Annotated in this window: 13 protein-coding genes; 2 read left to right on the top strand and 11 right to left on the bottom strand. The window is 66.7% G+C overall.

Going from position 1 to position 19,139, the window contains the following annotated elements:
* Positions 1-122 precede the first annotated feature (122 nt).
* The 10 genes from AC3FMM_RS22750 to pilM all read right to left on the bottom strand — a co-directional run bounded on the left by AC3FMM_RS22750 (position 123) and on the right by pilM (position 14,298).
* Positions 123-4,928, bottom strand: a complete 4,806-nt coding sequence (locus AC3FMM_RS22750; RefSeq protein WP_414248736.1) for a glutamate synthase-related protein — start codon at positions 4,926-4,928, stop codon at positions 123-125.
* A 282-nt stretch (positions 4,929-5,210) separates the two neighbouring features.
* Positions 5,211-5,930 carry a transposase gene (locus tag AC3FMM_RS22745; RefSeq protein WP_115711108.1) on the bottom strand — a complete coding sequence of 240 codons (720 nt, stop codon included), beginning with the start codon at positions 5,928-5,930 and terminating at the stop codon, positions 5,211-5,213.
* Between the two features lie 55 nt (positions 5,931-5,985).
* Positions 5,986-7,128, bottom strand: a complete 1,143-nt coding sequence (locus tag AC3FMM_RS22740) for a deoxyguanosinetriphosphate triphosphohydrolase (RefSeq protein WP_092317552.1) — start codon at positions 7,126-7,128, stop codon at positions 5,986-5,988.
* A 48-nt stretch (positions 7,129-7,176) separates the two neighbouring features.
* The gene (gene aroB, locus AC3FMM_RS22735; RefSeq protein WP_115711109.1) at positions 7,177-8,283 is read right to left on the bottom strand and encodes a 3-dehydroquinate synthase; all 1,107 of its coding nucleotides are present in this window, start codon (positions 8,281-8,283) and stop codon (positions 7,177-7,179) included.
* Positions 8,280-8,960, bottom strand: a complete 681-nt coding sequence (locus AC3FMM_RS22730) for a shikimate kinase (RefSeq protein WP_373429525.1) — start codon at positions 8,958-8,960, stop codon at positions 8,280-8,282. Before AC3FMM_RS22730 ends, aroB begins: the two co-directional genes overlap by 4 nt.
* A 233-nt stretch (positions 8,961-9,193) precedes the next feature.
* The gene (locus AC3FMM_RS22725) at positions 9,194-11,329 is read right to left on the bottom strand and encodes a type IV pilus secretin PilQ (protein ID WP_115711113.1); all 2,136 of its coding nucleotides are present in this window, start codon (positions 11,327-11,329) and stop codon (positions 9,194-9,196) included.
* Entirely contained in the window at positions 11,326-11,874 is a 549-nt protein-coding gene (locus AC3FMM_RS22720) for a pilus assembly protein PilP (RefSeq protein ID WP_488687517.1), read from the bottom strand. Before AC3FMM_RS22720 ends, AC3FMM_RS22725 begins: the two co-directional genes overlap by 4 nt.
* A complete protein-coding gene (locus tag AC3FMM_RS22715; RefSeq protein ID WP_115711115.1) occupies positions 11,871-12,542 on the bottom strand; it encodes a type IV pilus inner membrane component PilO in 672 nt (223 codons plus the stop codon). The genes AC3FMM_RS22720 and AC3FMM_RS22715 overlap by 4 nt, the downstream gene beginning before the upstream one ends.
* A 2-nt stretch (positions 12,543-12,544) precedes the next feature.
* Entirely contained in the window at positions 12,545-13,210 is a 666-nt protein-coding gene (locus AC3FMM_RS22710) for a PilN domain-containing protein (RefSeq protein ID WP_115711117.1), read from the bottom strand.
* A gap of 17 nt (positions 13,211-13,227) precedes the next feature.
* Positions 13,228-14,298, bottom strand: coding sequence for a type IV pilus assembly protein PilM (gene pilM / locus AC3FMM_RS22705; RefSeq protein WP_172581788.1), 1,071 nt, complete (start codon positions 14,296-14,298; stop codon positions 13,228-13,230).
* A gap of 399 nt (positions 14,299-14,697) precedes the next feature.
* Between pilM and AC3FMM_RS22700 the strand changes: the two genes are divergently transcribed.
* A complete protein-coding gene (locus AC3FMM_RS22700; RefSeq protein ID WP_116313188.1) occupies positions 14,698-17,073 on the top strand; it encodes a penicillin-binding protein 1A in 2,376 nt (791 codons plus the stop codon).
* A gap of 84 nt (positions 17,074-17,157) precedes the next feature.
* Here AC3FMM_RS22700 and cyaY read toward each other — a convergent pair whose 3' ends face one another.
* Positions 17,158-17,493, bottom strand: coding sequence for an iron donor protein CyaY (cyaY, locus tag AC3FMM_RS22695; protein WP_062801950.1), 336 nt, complete (start codon positions 17,491-17,493; stop codon positions 17,158-17,160).
* A gap of 369 nt (positions 17,494-17,862) precedes the next feature.
* Here cyaY and lysA point away from each other — a divergent pair, with 369 nt between their 5' ends.
* On the top strand, positions 17,863-19,122 hold the full coding sequence (gene lysA, locus AC3FMM_RS22690) for a diaminopimelate decarboxylase (protein ID WP_115711123.1): 1,260 nt from the start codon (positions 17,863-17,865) through the stop codon (positions 19,120-19,122).
* Positions 19,123-19,139 lie beyond the last annotated feature (17 nt).

The raw sequence follows: 19,139 nt of genomic DNA, 5'->3' as shown, positions 1-19,139 counted from the left end.
TCCTTGGTCATGCTGCGCGGGACCGGCGGCGTCGCCGGCCCTGCGGTGGGGTCAGTATCTTGTCGGGACCGCGGCGGCTTGCCGCGGCCCTTCGCTACGTTGGTTTGCTGCGCTCGTCTCGCTCAGGCCGCGATGGCTTCGCGGTCGCTGTCACGGGCGGCCTGTTCCTTGGCGTACATCTCGCCCAGCGCGCGCTTGTACTCGGTCGGGAAGACCTTGACGAACTTGCGGCGTGCCGTGGTCCAGTCCGCCAGCAGCGCCTTGGCGCGCTCGGAACCGGTGTAGCGGAAGTGCTGCTCGATCAGGCTGCGCAGGATGGTTTCATCCAGCACGCGCTTGCCGTCGACCTTGTGCCACGAAGCCTGGGGCTGGCCCTTCTCCTGGTCGGCCGAGGCCAGCACCGCTTCCAGCGCCACCATCGAGGTGTTGCAGCGCTTGTCGAACAGGCCGTCCTCGTCGTAGACGTAGGCCACGCCGCCCGACATGCCGGCCGCGAAGTTGCGGCCGGTGCCGCCCAGCACCACCACCGTGCCGCCGGTCATGTACTCGCAACCATGGTCGCCAGTGCCTTCCACCACTGCCACGGCGCCCGAGTTGCGCACCGCGAAGCGCTCGCCGGCGACGCCGTTGAAGAACGCTTCACCGGCGATGGCACCGTACAGCACGGTATTGCCGACGATGATGTTGCGGGTCGGATCGCCGCGGAACTCGTGCGGGGCGCGCACGATCACGCGTCCGCCCGACAGGCCCTTGCCAACGTAGTCGTTGCCGTCGCCCACCAGGTCCAGCGTGATGCCGTGCGCCAGGAACGCGCCGAACGACTGGCCGGCGGTGCCTTGCAGCTGGATGTGGATGGTGTCGTCAGGCAGGCCCTCATGGCCGTACTGCTTGGCGACCACGCCGGACAGCATCGCGCCCACCGTACGGTTGACGTTCTTGACCGGCTGGATGAACGACACGCGTTCGCCCTTCTCGATCGCCGGACGAGCCTTGGCGATCAGCACGTGGTCCAGCGCCTTGCCGGCCTCGGCCGACAGGCCGTGGTCCTGCACGTCGGTGTGGTACAGCGGCACGTCCGCGCCCAGCTGCACCTGGTGGAAGATGCGGCTGAAGTCCAGGCCGCGCGCCTTCCAGTGCTCGATGCCTGCCTTGGTGTCGAGCAGGTCGGCGCGGCCGATCAGCTCGTCGAAGGTGCGGATGCCCAGCTGGGCCATGATCTCGCGGGCCTCTTCCGCAACGAAGAAGAAGAAGTTGACCACGTGTTCCGGCTTGCCCTGGAACTTCTTGCGCAGCTGCGGATCCTGCGTGGCCACGCCCACCGGGCAGGTGTTCAGGTGGCACTTGCGCATCATGATGCAGCCCTCGGCAACCAGCGGTGCCGTGGCGAAGCCGAATTCGTCGGCGCCCAGCAGCGCGCCGATGACGACGTCGCGGCCGGTCTTCATCTGGCCGTCGGCCTGCACGCGGATGCGGTTGCGCAGGCCGTTGAGCAGCAGCGTCTGCTGCGTTTCGGCCAGGCCCAGCTCCCACGGCGTGCCGGCGTGCTTGATCGACGACCACGGCGAGGCGCCGGTGCCGCCGTCATGGCCGGCGATCACGACGTGGTCGGCCTTGGCCTTCGACACACCAGCGGCCACGGTACCGACGCCCACTTCGGACACCAGCTTGACCGAGATATCCGACGACGGGTTGACGTTCTTCAGATCGTGGATCAGCTGTGCCAGATCCTCGATCGAGTAGATGTCGTGGTGCGGAGGCGGCGAGATCAGGCCCACGCCCGGCACCGAGTAACGCAGCTTGCCGATGTAGTCCGAGACCTTGTGGCCCGGCAGCTGGCCGCCTTCGCCCGGCTTGGCGCCCTGCGCCATCTTGATCTGGATCTGGTCGGCCGAGGCCAGGTATTCGGCGGTCACGCCGAAACGGCCCGACGCCACCTGCTTGATCTTCGAGCGCAGCGAGTCGCCGGCCTGCAACTCCAGGTCCTTCTCGATCACGCCGTCGCCGAGCACGCCCTTGAGCGTATCGCCCTGCTTGATGGGGATGCCGCGCAGTTCGTTGCGGTAGCGCTTCTCGTCCTCGCCGCCTTCGCCGGTGTTGGACTTGCCGCCGATGCGGTTCATCGCCAGCGCCAGCGTGGTGTGGGCCTCGGTCGAGATCGAGCCGAGCGACATCGCGCCGGTGGCGAAGCGCTTGACGATTTCCTTGGCGGGTTCGACTTCTTCCAGCGGAATCGCCTTGGCCGGATCGACCTTGAACTCGAACAGGCCGCGCAGCGTCATGTGGCGCTTGCTCTGGTCGTTGATGATGTTGGCGTATTCCTTGTACGTCTGGTAGGCGCCCTTGCCGTCGTCGGCGCGCACCGAGTGCTGCAGCTTGGCGATCGAGTCCGGGGTCCACATGTGCTCTTCGCCGCGGATGCGGAAGGCGTACTCGCCGCCGGCGTCCAGCATGTTCTCGAGCACCGGGTTGTTGCCGAAGGCGTCCTTGTGCAGGCGCAGCGCTTCCTCGGCGACCTCGAAGATGCCGATGCCCTCGACGTTCGACGGCGTGCCGTGGAAGTACTTCTGCACCAGCTCGCGCGACAGGCCGATGGCTTCGAAGATCTGCGCGCCGGTGTAGGACATGTAGGTCGAGATGCCCATCTTGGACATCACCTTGAACAGGCCCTTGCCGACCGCCTTGACGAAGTTCTTGACCGCCTTTTCCGGCGACAGGTCGCCCGACAGGCCGCTGGCCATGTCGGCCAGGGTTTCCATCGCCAGGTACGGGTGCACGGCTTCGGCGCCGTAGCCGGCCAGCAGCGCGAAGTGGTGGACTTCACGCGCGGTGCCGGTCTCGACCACCAGGCCGGTGGAGGTGCGCAGGCCCTTCTCCACCAGGTGGTGGTGGATCGCGGAGGTGGCCAGCAGCGCCGGGATGGCGACATGGTCGGCATCCACCGGGCGGTCGGTCACGATCAGGATGTTGTAGCCCGAACGCACCGCATCCACGGCTTCGGCGCACAGCGAGGCCAGGCGCGCTTCGATGCCTTCCTTGCCCCACGCGGTCGGGTAGCAGATGTTCAGTTCGTACGAACGGAACTTGCCGCCGGTGTAGTGCTCGATGTTGCGGATCTTGGCGATGTCCTTGAAGTCCAGCACCGGCTGGGACACTTCAAGACGCATCGGCGGGTTGATGTTGTTCAGCTCGAGCAGGTTCGGCTTCGGGCCGATGAACGACACCAGCGACATCACCATGTTCTCGCGGATCGGGTCGATCGGCGGGTTGGTGACCTGGGCGAACAGCTGCTTGAAGTAGTGGTACAGCGTCTTGTTCTTGGACGACAGGATCGCCAGCGGCGAGTCGTTGCCCATCGAGCCGGTGGCTTCCTCGCCGGCCAGCGCCATCGGCGCCATCAGGAACTTGACGTCTTCCTGGGTGTAGCCGAAGGCCTGCTGGCGGTCCAGCAGCTTGGCCACCGGCTTCTTCTCGGCGGCGACGTCTTCCGGCTTGGCGTCGATCTCGTCGAGCTTGATGCGGACAGCGTCGATCCAGCTCTTGTACGGCTTGGCGTTGGCCAGGTTGTCCTTCAGTTCCTTGTCGTCGATGATGCGACCCTGCTCCATGTCGATCAGGAACATCTTGCCCGGCTGCAGGCGCCACTTCTCAACGATGCGCGACTCGGGGAACGGCAGCACGCCGGCTTCCGAAGCCAGCACCACGACGTCGTCCTCGGTCACGTAGAAGCGTGCCGGGCGCAGGCCGTTGCGGTCCAGCGTGGCGCCGATCTGGCGGCCATCGGTGAAGCAGATCGCAGCCGGGCCGTCCCACGGCTCCATCATCGCTGCGTGGTATTCGTAGAAGGCGCGACGGTTGTCGTCCATCAGCGTGTGCTGCTCCCACGCTTCCGGGATCATCATCATCATCGCGTGGACCAGCGGGTAGCCGGCCATCGTCAGCAGTTCGAGGCAGTTGTCGAACGATGCCGTATCGGACTGGCCCGGGTAGATCAGCGGCCACAGCTTGGGCAGGTCGTCGCCCAGCACCGGCGACGAGATCGCGCCGGTACGCGCGTTGATCCAGTTGACGTTGCCCTTGACCGTGTTGATTTCGCCGTTGTGGGCGACCATGCGGTACGGGTGGGCCAGTTCCCAGGCCGGGAAGGTGTTGGTCGAGAAGCGCTGGTGCACCAGGGCCAGGGCCGACACAGCGCGCTGGTCCTGCAGGTCCAGGTAGTACTCGCCGACCTGGTTGGCCAGCAGCAGGCCCTTGTACACGACGGTACGGGCCGACATCGACGGCACGAAGTATTCCTTGCCGTGCTTGAGCTTGAGCGCCTGGATGGCGTGGCTGGCGGTCTTGCGGATGACGTAGAGCTTACGTTCCAGCGCGTCGGTGGTCATGATGTCGCGGCCGCGACCGATGAAGATCTGGCGGATCACCGGCTCGGTCTTGCGCACCGTCGGGGACATCGGCATGGCGGCGTCGACCGGCACGTCGCGCCAGCCCAGCACGACCTGGCCTTCCAGGCGGACCGTGCGCTCCAGCTCCTGCTCGCAGGCCAGGCGCGAGGCGTGTTCCTTCGGCAGGAAGATCATGCCCACGCCATATTCGCCCGCGGGCGGCAGGCTGACGCCCTGCGCCGCCATTTCTTCACGGTAGAACTGGTCCGGGATCTGGATCAGGATGCCGGCACCGTCGCCCATCAGCGGGTCGGCCCCGACCGCGCCGCGGTGGTCCAGGTTCTCCAGGATCTTCAGGCCCTGGGAAATGATCTCGTGCGACTTCTTGCCCTTGATATGCGCGACCATGCCGACGCCGCAGGCGTCATGCTCGTTGCTCGGGTCGTACATGCCTTGCGCCTGCGGACGCAGGTCGAGGGCGGAGGAAGACTCGCTGATTGACTCGCTGGTCTGCGCTTGGGCCGAAAGATTTTTCGTTTGGTCCACGGGCTGAATTCCGGTGAAGGCTGCGCGAACTGCTGGACTACCGGAACGGGGACCGCGCGCTTTCTGAAATCCACCCAGACCGGTGGACCGGCGGGAAGGGAAATGGGGACGAAGCTGTCAGCGGGCCGCAGCGGCGTACACGAGCGTGACGCGCCGCACAATGACTGTGGGTGGAGCAACTATATGGGAATCGCCTGCGCCTCGCAAAAAAATTAAATGGGGTCGGATTACATTAAATAACGCACCGTTTCGGTGAATCAATTAAATGGGGACACATAATCTTCATGGCGTTTTTGCCGCATTTCCAGGCGCCGTTTGCACCTTTTTGGGGCGACCTTTCGGCAAGGGCTGGACCCGTCGTGGACCATGTCTCTCCAGCTGCGCCAGGAATGCGTCGCCGCCGAGCGGCCAGCCGCTATGCGCATGGGCGCGCAACGTCTCCAGGGTCTTGCCGGACAGGCCTTCGGCGCTGAGCGTCCGGTAGTTCGATTGCCGTTCGAACGGGGTATTGCCCAGCTCCCAGTAGGCGGCGTGGTCGCTGACAAAGGGACTGGCCTCGATGCCGGCGTGGTGGCGGTAGCTGCTCCAGCGGTCGGCGTCTGGACTGTTGACCTCCCCCGCGCGCACCGCGTTGCCCTCGACATAGAGCATGGCCGGCAGCAGCCACTGGGCCGGATCGAACACGGCGGAACGGAAGCGACCCTCCCACAAGGTGCCGGTGCGGCCCGCGACGCGGTTGAAGTAGCGCGCGTAGCGGCGTCCGACCGCCTGCATGGTCAGGCTAAGCGCGTCCTCACTTTTCGGCGTTGCCACCAGGTGTACGTGATTGGGCCGCAGCGCATAGGCGTGGATAGCGAGGTCGTGCTCGCGCGCGGCCATGCGCAGGCAGTCGAGGTAATGCACGTAGTCGTTGGCGCCCAGAAAGACGGGCTGGCGGTTGTTGCCGCGCTGCAACACCAATGCGGGCAATCCGGTGGGGGAAAATCGGGGAAGACGGGCCATGACAGGGTCGTGCGGGCTGCGATGCCCGCATCATAGCCTGATCCGTCCCTAATTTTCAGGGCGCGGTGCCCTCGCTGACCGCGAAGATGCGGCGATGTTCGCGGATGGCGTAGCGGTCGGTCATGCCGGCAATGTAATGGGCAATCAGCCGCGACTGGTCGCCGCCATGGCTGGCCTGGTACTGCGGCGGCAGCAGGCGCGGATCGGACATGAAGGCCTGGAACAGGTCGCCGACGATGCGCTGCGCCTTGGCCGACATCCGCATCACCAGGTAATGCCGGTACAGGTGCCGGAACAGGAAGCGCTTGAGCGCCGCGGCTTCCTCGTGGATCTGCGCACTGAAGCCGACCAGCGGCCCGGCGGCCCGCACCGCGTCGATATTGCGCGGGTTGGTGTCGGCGATATTGCGGCTGGTGGTTTCGATCAGGTCGACGATCAGCGTGTTGATCATGCGCCGGACCGTCTCGTTGATGGCGCGCCGGCCATTGATGCCGGGGAAGGCCTCGGCCACCTCGGCCCGGTGGCGGCCCCACATCGGCACCTCGTCGAGCTGCTCCAGCGTCAGCAGCCCGGAGCGCAGGCCGTCGTCGATATCGTGGTTGTTGTAGGCGATCTCGTCGGCAAGGTTGGCCAGCTGGGCCTCCAGCGACGGTTGCGTGCCTTCCAGGAAGCGCCGGCCCAGCTCGCCCAGCGCCGACGCATTGACGCGCGAGCAATGCTTGAGGATGCCCTCGCGCGTCTCGAAGGTCAGGTTCAGGCCGTTGAAGCCGCCGTAGCGCTCTTCCAGCTCGTCCACCACCAGCAGGCTCTGCAGGTTGTGCTCGAAGCCGCCGTGGTTCTTCATGCACTGGTTCAGCGCATCCTGCCCGGCGTGGCCAAACGGGGTGTGCCCCAGGTCGTGCGCCAGCGAGATCGCCTCGACCAGGTCTTCGTTCAGGCGCAGGTTGCGCGCGATCGAGCGGGCGATCTGCGCCACTTCCAGGCTGTGGGTGAGCCGGGTGCGGAACAGGTCGCCCTCATGGTTGACGAAGACCTGGGTCTTGTACTCGAGCCGCCGGAACGCCGTGCTGTGGATCACGCGGTCGCGGTCGCGCTGGAATTCACTGCGCGACAGCGACGCGGGTTCGGCGTGCACGCGCCCGCGCGTCTGCGCGGAGCGGGCGGCGTACGGGGCGAGGTGGCTTTCAAAGTCGGTCATGCAGCGCGTCCGGTGGCTGGGTCGGGGTGGCGAGGCATAACCGATCGGTCAGGCGACCGGTGCCTCGGTGGGAGGTTTCAGGACGGCGTGGGCCAGCGTCGCGCGCAGATCCGCGTCCGGCACGCTGGTAATGAACGCCTCGCCGAGCTTCTTCAGCAAAATGAACTTGATGCTGCCGGCCTCGGCCTTCTTGTCGACCTTCATCAGTTCGATATAGCGGTCGGCGCCCAGTTCCGGCGCCACCACCGGCAGCATCGCCGCCTGCGTCAGCGTGCGCACGCGCGCCAGCGTCTCGATATCGATAAAGCCCAGCCGGTGCGACAGGTCGGCGGCCATCACCATGCCACAGCCCACGGCTTCGCCGTGCAGCCAGGCGCCGTAGCCCATGCCGGCCTCGATCGCGTGGCCGAAGGTATGGCCGAAATTGAGGATGGCACGCAGTCCGCCCTCGCGCTCGTCCTGCGCCACCACGCCCGCCTTGATCTCGCACGAGCGCTGCACGGCAACCGCCATCAGCTCCGGGTCGCAGGCATTCAGCGCCTGGATGTTGCGCTCGATCCAGCCGAAGTAATCGGCATCGGCAATGGCACCGTGCTTGATGACTTCGGCCATGCCCGCGGCCAGTTCGCGCGGCGGCAGCGTGCGCAGCGTGTCAATGTCGGCGATCACCGCGTTGGGCTGGTGGAACGCGCCGATCATGTTTTTGCCCAGCGGGTGGTTGATGCCAGTCTTGCCGCCCACCGACGAATCCACCTGCGCCAGCAGCGTGGTCGGCATCTGGATGAACGGCACGCCGCGCATGTAGCAGGCGGCGGCAAACCCGGTCATGTCGCCCACCACGCCGCCGCCCAGCGCCACCAGCGTGGTCTTGCGGTCGGCGCCTGCCTGCAGCAAGGCATCGAAGATGCGGTTCAGCGTTTCCCAGTGCTTGAAGGCCTCGCCGTCGGGCAGCGTGACGGTGCGCACGGTCTTGCCCAGCGCGGCCAGGGTTGCCTCGACGCGCGCCGCATAGAGCGGGCCGACGGTTTCATTGGTGACGATGACGGCGTGCTGGCCGCGCACGTGCGGGCGCAGCAGCTCGGCGTTGTCGAGCAGGCCGGTGCCGATATGGATGGGGTAGCTGCGCTCGCCCAGGTCGACTTCAAGGGTAATCATGGATTGGGGTCCTGCGCCGGCGGCTCGACATCGCCCGCGGGCGGGGACGCCGGCTGCGGGGGATCGATCCGGAAACCGGCCATTTCAAGTTGCATCAACACCATATTAGCAAGCTGCGCCACCGAGGGCTTGCCAGTTTCGATGATGAAGTCGGCGACTTCGCGGTACAGCGGATCGCGCTCGGCGTACAGCGCCTCGAGCTTGCCCTTGGGATCTTCGGTCTGCAGCAGCGGGCGGTTGCGGTCGTGCCGGGTACGCAGCCACAGGTCGTGCGGGCTGGCGCGCAGGTATACGACCGTGCCGCGGGACTTCAGCACCTCGCGGTTCTCGGCGCGCAGCACCGCGCCGCCGCCGGTGGCCAGCACGATGCCCTGGCGCTGCGCCAGTTCGCGGATCATCGCGGCCTCGCGGTCGCGGAAGCCGGCCTCGCCCTCGAGTTCGAAGATCACCGGGATGCGCACGCCGCAGTGCGCCTCCAGTTCGTGGTCGGAATCGAAGAACGGATAGTGCAGGCGCCGCGCCACCGTGCGGCCCACGGTGGTCTTGCCGGCGCCCATCAGGCCGACGAAAAAGAGGTTGGGTCGATCGGATTCCGGGCGGTCGGCATCGGATCGTTCGGCTTCGCGCCGATCCGGCGCCTGGCGCTGCGCCGCCGGCCCTGTCGCTGAGGCTGTCACGGGACTGTGGTTCGGGAGCGCGGCATGCGGGCCGTCCTCCCCGGTTGGGAACTGCATCATCTTCTTATGTTGTGGCGCGGCCGGCAAGTGCCGAATGCGGCATAGGCCGCATTTCTCGCCGTCACGCATGCATTCCGGGCCGAGCCCGGGCCCGGCTGCTTGCGGCGCGCGGCGCAAAAAAAGGCCGCATCGGTCGATGCGGCCTGCCAGTCTACTGTATCCGGCGCCCGGCGCTACCTGAGCGACACGCTTTCGTTGAGGATGCGCGGGGTCAGGAACACCAGCAGCTCGGTCCGGTTGCGGACCTTGGCGTTGTTCTTGAACAGGTAGCCGAGCACCGGGATATCGCCCAGCAGCGGCACCTTGTCGACGTCGGTGGACTCGGTCTGGGTGTAGATGCCGCCGATCACCACGGTGCCGCCGTTCTCGACCAGCACCTGGGTCTGCACGTGCTTGGTGTCGATGGCAAAGCCCGAGGTGGTCTGGATCCCCACGCTGTCCTTGTTCACGTCCACGTCGAGCAGCACGTTGCCTTCGGGCGTGATCTGCGGCGTCACCTCGAGCTTCAGGTTGGCCTTGCGGAACTGCACCGAGGTGGCACCGCTGGACGTGGCGGCCTGGTAAGGCAGTTCAGTACCCTGCTCGATCAGCGCCTTGATGTTGTTGGCCGTCACCACGCGCGGGCTGGAAATGATCTTGCCCTTGCCGTCCGCCTCCAGCGCCGACAATTCCAGCGCCAGGAAGCGCGTGGCGGCGCTGTTGAACAGGCTCACCGCGATATTGGCCGGGTTGGTGCCGTTGATGGATCCGGCCGGCAGGCTCAGGAACGGGCCGTTGTCGGAGGTCGCCCCCGGCAGCACGTTGTTGTAGGTGTTGCCGACGCGGGCATTGTTGTACTGCCCGGCAAAGCCCAGCTTGACGCCCAGGTTGCGGCTGAAGGTATCGGTGGCCTCGACGATGCGCGCCTCGATGATGACCTGGCGCACCGGGATGTCGATCTTGCCGATAAAGCTCTGCACCTCTTCCAGCTTGGAGGCGATATCCGACACAAAGAGCTGGTTGGTGCGCGCATCGGCCGTCAGCGAACCGCGCTTGGACAGCATGCGCGTGCTGGCGCCCGCCGCCCCCGCGGAACCGATGGGCGCGGCCGCGCCGCCACCGGCCCCCATGCCCAGCAGCATCCTGCGCACATCCTCGGCGCGCTGGTAATTGAGCTGGAACACCTGGCTGCGGATCGGCTCGAGGTCGTTGATCTGCTGCTGCGACTCGAGCTCCAGCTTCTCCTTGGTCTGCAGCTCCGCCTTGGGCGCCACCCACAGCACATTGCCGTTGCGGCGCGAGGCCAGCCCCTTCGCATCCATCACGATCTGCAGCGCCTGGTCCCACGGCACGTCCTTGAGCCGCAGCGTGATGTTGCCCTGCACGCTTTCGCTGGTGATGATGTTCAGGTTGGTAAAGTCGGCAAACACCTGCAGCAGCGAGCGGATGTCGATGTTCTGGAAGTTCAGCGACAGGCGCTCTCCCCGGTAGCCCGGGCCGCTGATCAGCTTGGTGGGGTCTTCCTTGACCGGCCGGACCTCGACCACGAACTGGGTGTCGGTCTGGTACGAGCTGTATTCCCAGTTGCCGCGCGGCTCGATGGTCAGGCGCGCATTGCCGTTGGCGTCGGAGGCGCGCATGCCCTGCACCGGCGAGCCATAGTCGCTGACGTCGAAGTGCCGCCGCAGGTTCTCCGGCAGCGTGGTGCCGAGGAAATCGACCACCACGTTCTTGCCCTGTTGCGCGATATTGATGCCCGACTCGCGCGAGGACAGGTCCACCACCACGCGCCCGGCGCCGTCCGCGCCCCGGCGGAAGTCGATAGCACGCACCGACGGCCGCCCCGCCGCGGCGCCAGGCGCCGTCGCGGCCGGCGCGAAGGTCGGCGCAGCGCTCTTGGCCGCCGGCGCCACGTTGTCCAGCGACACCACGAAGACATTGCCGCGCTGGTCGGTGCGATACGTGGCGCTGCGCGTCAGGTCGAGGATCACGCGCGTGCGGTCGCCGATCTGCATCACATTGGCAGACTTGACCAGCTTGCCGCCGTATTCATATTGCGCGCGCCGCTCGGCAAAGCCGGTATCGAAGAAGTCGATCGCGAGCCGTGCCGGGTTCTGCGTGGTGAAGTCCGCCGGCTTCTGCGCCAGCGGCCGTTCCAGTTCGACCACCAGCACGGTCTGTTCCCCGGTCGTGCTGACGTCCACCGACTTGATCCGGTTGCCTTGCGCCAGCGCAGCCGGTGCGGCGAGCGCAAGCCATAGCGCCAGCGCGGTGGCCATGGTCCTCATCACGGCGCCCGCGCGCGCACGATACCAGCGCGCGGGGGTCATGCCGCCGCGTCCAGCTTCAGGCTGGTCATTTTCTCTTTCCACTCGGATACCCCCTCCCGGACCAATTCGCGCAACACGATCTCCTGATCGGTGATGCGGACCACCCGGCCATAGCTCTGGCCGAGATACTGACCCACCTTCACATGGTGGATCTTGTTATCAACACGGACGATGCCGAAGGTTTCCCCCCGCTTCTTCATCATCCCGAGCATCTTGAAGTTTTCGAGCGGGTAGTCCTCGAGCGGCTCGCGGCGCCGGCCGGCTTCGGGCGAATCCGCCAGGGTCTTGTTCAGTTCGCCGATCTTGGCCTGCGCGAACGGCTCGGGCGCACTGGCCGCGGCGTATTCGCGCGGCACGTAGGGGCGGGCGTCGGGCACGGGCTCGGGCGGCTTGGTGCGGGCGCTGCGGGTCGCTTCCATCCACTGGCGCAGCGCATCCTCATCGCTGGCGCCGCAGGCGCCCAGCAAGCCGAGCGCCAGCGCCGCCGCCAGCGTGCGCCGCGACGCGGTCCAGGCCAGGGCGCGGGTTCGAACGGCACGGCTCATTTCGGACCTCCCGCCTTGGCGGCCGCCGCGGCCGCGGCGGCCTTGCGTTGCGCCGCCTGTTCTTCCGCGTCGAGGGCGCGGTAGGCCATCGCCACCGCCTCCATCGACAGCCCGCCATCCTTGGTATTGGCCAGCTGCAGGTTCTGCATCGACACGATCCGCGACAGCGCCGCGACGTCGGCATTGAACTGAGCCACCTCGTGATAGCGCCCGGTCACGCGCAGGTTCACCGGAATCTCGGCAAAGTATGGCTTGATCACAGCCGCCTGCGGCTTGAACAGCTCGAATTGCAGCCCCCGCGCGACGCCGGCATGGTTGACATCGGCCAGCAGCGCATCCATTTCCGTCTTGTTGGGCAGCTGCCGCTCCAGCAGCGCCACGCGCTGCTCGACCTGCTTCTTCTGCTCGCGCAGCGCGTCGAGATTGGCCACCTGCGCCACCTTGGACTGGTACGCCTGCTTCAGGCTTTCCTGCTCCTGGCGCTGGCGCTCGAGTTCTTCGAACTTTGCGCTCCAGTAGAACTGCCAGCCCAGCAGCAGCACCACCGCCGCGGCCAGGACCGCGAATAGCACGCGCGGCGCGGCCGGCCAGGTCTCCGGCTCGTTCAGGTTGAGTCCGCGGAACTGGCTGGTCAGGTCAGCCAGGTTGATTTCGGTATTGAGCGCCATGGTCAGGCCTTTCCGCCCGCGGGTGCGGGGGCGGGGACAGGTACGGCGGCAGGGGCCGAAGCGCCCGCGGCAGCCTTCTTGCCGTCGGCCGGGGCCTCCGGCGCGCGGTACGCGAAGCGCATCGAGAAATCGAACAGCCGGCGCTGCTCGCGCAGGTTGTTGGTCATGGTGACCGCCTTGGACTCGACCAGCTCGGCCTTGTCGAGCCAGGCCACCCCGCCCAGGTTGCGCAGCAGCTCGGAAATGCGTTCGTTGGACTGCGCCACGCCGGCAATGGTGAAGGCCTCGCCGGCCTGCTTCAGGCTGGTCAGGTAGACGCCTTCCGGCACCTGCCGCACCAGTTCCTCGAGCAGCTGCACCGGGCGGTTGCGCTCGGTCTGCAGGCTTTCGACGGCCTTCTGGCGCTGCAGCAGCGCGTCGATGTCCTTTTTAAGACTGTTGACCTCGCGGATCTGACCGTCGAGCCTGGCGTTTTCCGCGCTCAGCACCTGGTTGAGCGCCACCACGGACGCGATGCGCCCGTCGATATAGACGCCGCCCAGCAGCACCACCGCCGCGCCCGCAGCGGCCGCCGCGCCCAGCATGGTGTAGACCTTCTTGCGCCGCGCCGCCTTGCGGGCTTCATGGTAGGGCAGCAGGTTGACCGAAGGCAGTGTGTTCGTTGACATCTCATGCCTCCGGTACGTTATTGCAGGCCGCGCAGGGCCAGGCCGGCACTGACGATATACGCCGGCAGGTCGCGCTGCAGGTAGCGCTCGTTGACCTTGGCGTTGGTCGCCATGTTGGCGAACGGATTCGCCAGCGTGGTGGTGATCTTGGTCTGGTGCTGGATTGCCGCCTGCACGCCGAACAGCGATGCGTGCCCGCCGGACAGCAGGATCTCGTCGACCCGGCCCAGGCTGGAACTGGCGATGAAGTTGCCGATCGCGGACTGCACCTCCATTGCCAGGGCATCGAGCGATGGCTTGAGCAACTGGGCGCGCCAGGCCTCGGGCAGCGTGTTCTTGCGCTTCTTGATCTCGGCCTTGAGCGCGTCGAGCGTGAACATGCGCGCCGCGCTTTGGGTAAGCTGGTCGCCGTAGCTGTTCAGCGGCTGTTCGTAGAGTTCTTTCCAGCCCTGGTAGAAGATGGCCTTGGAGCGGCTGCCGCCCAGGTGGACTACCGCCACCACCGGCAGCGCGCGCGCGTCGGCCTCGGACATCTCTTGCGGCACGCCCAGCATCTGCACGATCGAGCGCTGCACCGCGTATTCCTCGACGTCCATCACCTGCGGCTTGAGGCCGGCCATTTCCGCCGCGGTCACGCGCTCCTGCACGCGATCGCTGTTGGCCGCGGTAACGCGCACGCCGATGCCACCCTCGGTCTCGCTGGGGCCGATCACGGCGAAATCGAAGTTGACGGCCTGCGACGGCGGATAGAGCCGGTGCGCCTCGGATTCGACCTGGGAATAGAGTTCGTCTTCGGACAGGTTGTCCGGCAGGCTGACCGTCTGCGATTCGGTCAGCATGGAGGGCACGCCCAGCACCACGTCCTTGGAGCGGATGCCGGCCTTGCCGAGCGCGCGCCTGAGCGCGATCCCGACTGCCTCGATATTGATGACGTTGCCATCGGCAACGGCATTGCGGTCCAGCAGTTCGCTGGCGCATTTTTCCAGCCGGTAGTCTTGCCTGCTGCCCCCCACGGAGAGCTCGACTACCTTGACACTGGACGACCCGATATCCACGCCGACCGTAGTCCGGCGCAGAAGCCCCGACAAAATGCCCCGACGCAAGGTGACCCCCTGACTTTTGAACTCGCCCCTGGCTTGAACGCTCTAATCGGGCGAGCCTAGTTTCTTGAATGAAACGTGTGCTTTTTATGTTGGCCGATTCTCACAAAATCCAGCATTGGTGGCAACGTGCCGAACTGGGCCAAACTTGTTTTTGAGAAGGCCCTCATCAATCCGTTGCCAAAACCCCACGGTCGTCGGGTTCCCTTCCATGCCTGCCTGTGCCGCGCGCTTCCCCCGTAGTCGCCCCCAACGTCGCCCTGCACGCCGGCATCCGTGGCCTTACATCTTGTAACAGCGCGATAGCGGCGCCCCCGCCACTGTGCGCCCGGGCGGGCCGATGCCGGAAGATATAATCGCGGGCACCCCTGACTAGGTATTTCCCTTATGGCCACAGCACAACACAAGCCGCCCCACCCTGCCCGCAGTTCGATCTGGACGCGGCTCATGTTCTGGGCGGTGGGACTGGTTGTCGCCGGTGCCGTCGTGATTGCGCTGCTGCTGGGCTACGCGCTGCTGGTGGCCGCGCCCAACCTGCCTTCGCTCGACACCATCACTGACTACCGGCCCAAGATTCCGCTGCGGATCTACACCGCGGACAATGTGCTGATCGGTGAATTCGGCGAGGAGCGACGCAACTTCGTGCCCATCGCCGAGATTCCGGACGTGATGAAAAAGGCAGTGCTGGCGATCGAAGACGACCGCTTCTACGAGCACGGGGGTGTCGACTTCGTCGGCGTGATGCGTGCCGGCCTGGCCAACCTGCGCGGCGGGCTGTCGCAGGGCGCCTCGACCATCACCATGCAGGTGGCGCGCAATTTCTTCCTGTCCAGCGAGAAGACCTACACCCGCAAGATCTACGAGATGCTGCTCGCGTACAAGATCGAGGCCAACCTGAGCAAGGACCAGATCCTCGAGCTGTACATGAACCAGATCTACCTGGGCCAGCGCGCCTACGGCTTCGACAGCGCCGCGCGCGTGTACTTCGGCAAGTCGGTGCGCGATGTGACGCCGGCCGAGGCGGCGATGCTGGCCGGGCTGCCGAAGGCGCCGTCGGCGTACAACCCGGTGGTCAACCCGCGCCGCGCCAAGGTGCGCCAGGAATACATCCTGCAGCGCATGCGCGACCTGCGCTACATCACGCCCGAGCAGTACGACGAGGCCGTGCAGGCCGAGCTGAAAGTGCGCACCGAAGGCAACGAGTTTTCGACCCACGCCGAATACGTGGCCGAGATCGTGCGCCAGCTGATGTACGCGCAGTACCGCGAGGAGACCTACACGCGCGGCCTGACGGTCTACACCACGCTGACCAAGACCGACCAGGACGCCGCCTATGAAGCCGTGCGCACCGGCATCATGAACTACGAGCGCAAGCACGGCTACCGCGGTCCCGAGGCCTTTATCGACCTGCCCTCCGACCCGGCCGAGCGCGAGCAGGCCATCGACGATGCGCTGGTCGAGCATCCGGGCAGCGGCGACCTGCGCTCGGCCGTGGTCACCAGCGTGTCGCCCAAGCAGGTCAAGGCGACGCTGCTGTCCGGCGAAGTCGCGACCATCGAAGGCGCGGCGCTGCGCTTTATCTCGCCGTCGCTGTCGGCCAACGCGCAGCCCAAGATGAAGATGCGCCCGGGCGCGGTGATCCGCGTGACGCAGGACGAGAAAAACAACTGGTCGGTGACGCAGCTGCCGGAAGTGGCCGCGGCGTTCGTGTCGATCAACCCGCAGGATGGCGAGATCCGCTCGATGGTGGGCGGCTTCGATTTCAACCGCAACAAGTTCAACCGCGTGACCCAGGCCTGGCGCCAGCCCGGCTCGAGCTTCAAGCCGTTCATCTACTCGGCGGCGCTGGAAAAGGGCTTCTCGCCGGCCACGGTGATCAACGACGCGCCGCTGACGATCGGTCCCGATACCGGTGGCCAGGTGTGGGAACCGAAGAACTACGACGGCCGCTTCGAGGGCCCGATGACCATGCGCCGCGCGCTGGCCAAGTCCAAGAACCTGGTCTCGGTGCGGATCCTGCGAGCGATCGGCACGCAGTACGCGCAGGACTACATCACCCGCTTCGGCTTCGAGGCCGACAAGCACCCCGCCTACCTGCCCATGGCGCTGGGCTCCGGCGCCGTGACGCCGCTGCAGATGGCGGGCGCCTACTCGGTGTTCGCCAACGGCGGCTACCGCGTCAACCCGTACCTGATCCAGAAGGTGGTGGACGCGCGCGGCAACGTGATCTCCGAAACCCATCCGCAGCGCGCCGGCACCGATGCCGTGCGCGTGCTCGACGCCCGCACCGCCTTTATCGCCGACACCATGCTGCGCGACGTGGTGCGCTACGGCACCGCCAACAGCGCCAAGCAACGCCTGGGACGCAATGACCTGGCCGGCAAGACCGGCACCACCAACGACGCGGTCGATGCCTGGTTCGCCGGCTACACCCCCAACCTGGTGGCGATCGCCTGGATGGGCTACGACCAGCCCAAGAGCCTGGGCGTGCGCGAGACCGGCGGCGGCCTGGCGCTGCCGATCTGGGTCGGCTACATGAGCAAGGCGCTCAAGGGCGTGCCGGAGTCTCCGGAACGGCCAGCGCCCGAAGGCGTGCTGATGGTGGGCGGCGACTGGACCTTCGAAGAGAACGCCGGCGGCGCCGGCGTGGCGTCGGTGGGCCTGGGCGATCCGTGGCCGGGCAAGCCGGAAGAATCCACCACCCCGTCGGTCGATACCGAGTCCGAGAAACGCAAGATCCTGGAGATGTTCGGCGGCGCCTGAGCGCGCTCGCCAGACAGCAGAAAGCCGGCCGCGAGGCCGGCTTTTCTTTTTTGCGCTCCGGGGTCCGCCCCGGAGATGCCGGGGTCAGTGCAGGCTGAGACTGGCGCCCGCCTGCTCGCTGACGTAGCCCGACAGCGCCGCGTACAGTTCGCCGCCGTTGCGGGTATCGACCCAGCGCTCGCCCTCGCGGCGGAAGTGGAAGCCGCCCGCGCGCGCGGCCACCCACAGTTCCTGCATCGGCGCCTGGCTGTTGATGATGATCTTGGAACCGTTCTCGAATTCCAGTTCCATCACGTTGCCGGTGCGGCTGATTTCAATGTCAGCGTCGGCCGCGTCGGCGGCCGCCTCGACCGCGGCTTCGATGCGGTCCAGCTCGCGCGTGGCCAGGGCCAGGAACTCGCTTTCGCTCAAGGGGGGCATGCTAAACTCCGAGACCGCCGTTGCCGCCGCTGCCCGGACCGGGCGTACGTGGCGCGAACGGCTTTTTTTGTTAAGAATCCTCCGGATGACCGGCCATCGCGCCGGGTCATCCAACGCCTTGCCAACAAGCCAAAAGGACGACCCGATGCTGCGTCGTGTTGCGATTGTATCGGCGTTTGCCGCCGCCCTTGCGATGCCCCTGCTGGGCGGATGCGGTATCCGCGGGCCGCTGACCCTGCCCAAGGTACCGCCAGAGCCGGCCCCGCCGACCGTGCCGGATCCGGGCCTGGGCCGTGCCGATGCCGTGCCGCCTGCAGCGACCACGCCGGCACCGGCATCGTCCCCCGCCGCCCCCACCACCCGATAACCATGACCGCATTTTTCCATCGCCAGGACGGCGCGCTCACCGTCGAGCAGGTGCCGCTGGCGCGTATCGCCGCCGAGTTCGGCACGCCGACCTACATCTATTCGCGCGCGGCGCTGACCGCCGCGTACCAGGCCTACGCCACCGCCTGCGCGGGCCGCAAGGCACAGGTCCAGTACGCGATGAAGGCCAACTCCAACCTGGCGGTGCTGCAGGTGTTCGCCCGCCTCGGCGCGGGTTTCGACATCGTCTCGGGCGGCGAACTCAAGCGCGTGCTGGCCGCCGGCGGCGATCCGCGCAAGGTGGTGTTCTCGGGCGTGGGCAAGAGCGCGGCCGAAATGGAACTGGCGCTGGCGCAGGACGTGCGCTGCTTCAACGTCGAGTCGATCCCCGAGCTGGACCGCCTGAACGAAGTGGCCGGCCGCGTCGGCAAGCGGGCGCGCGTGTCGCTGCGCATCAACCCCGACGTCGACGCCAAGACCCATCCCTATATCTCCACCGGCCTGAAGGGCAACAAGTTCGGCATCGCCTTCGAAGACGTGCTGCCGACCTACCGCGCCGCCGCCGCGCTGCCGCACCTGGCGGTGACCGGCATCGACTGCCATATCGGTTCGCAGATCACCGAGGTCGAGCCCTACCTGGAGGCGCTGGACAAGGTGCTGGACGTGGTCGAGGCGCTCGAGCGCGAAGGCATCAGCCTGGAGCACATCGACGTGGGCGGCGGCCTGGGCATCACCTACACCGACGAGACCCCGCCGGACATCACCGGCTTCGCCACCACGCTGCTGGAGCGCGTCGCCGCGCGCGGCCATGGCCACCGCGAGGTGCTGTTCGAGCCGGGCCGCTCGCTGGTGGGCAACGCGGGCGTGCTGCTGACCCAGGTGGAATTCCTCAAGCCGGGCGCGGCCAAGAACTTCTGTATCGTCGACGCGGCCATGAACGACCTGGCGCGCCCGGCCATGTACGAGGCCTACCACCGCATCGAGCCGGTGGCGCTGCGCGATGGCGCGGCGGTGACCTACGACATCGTCGGCCCGGTGTGCGAATCGGGTGACTGGCTCGGCCGCGACCGCGCGCTGGCGGTGCAACCGGGTGACCTGCTGGCCGTGATGTCGGCCGGCGCCTACGGCTTCACCATGAGTTCCAACTACAACACCCGCCCGCGCGCCGCCGAAGTGATGGTCGACGGCGGCAAGGTGCACCTGGTGCGCGAGCGCGAGCTGGTCGAAGACCTGTTCCGCGACGAGCGCCTGCTGCAGGACTGATTCCCGCCGGCCCGGCC

The sequence above is a fragment of the Cupriavidus sp. 207A1 genome, from assembly GCF_057798955.1.
The sequence above is the reverse complement of the archived record's forward strand: the minus strand, read 5'-3'. Positions and strand labels throughout refer to the sequence as shown.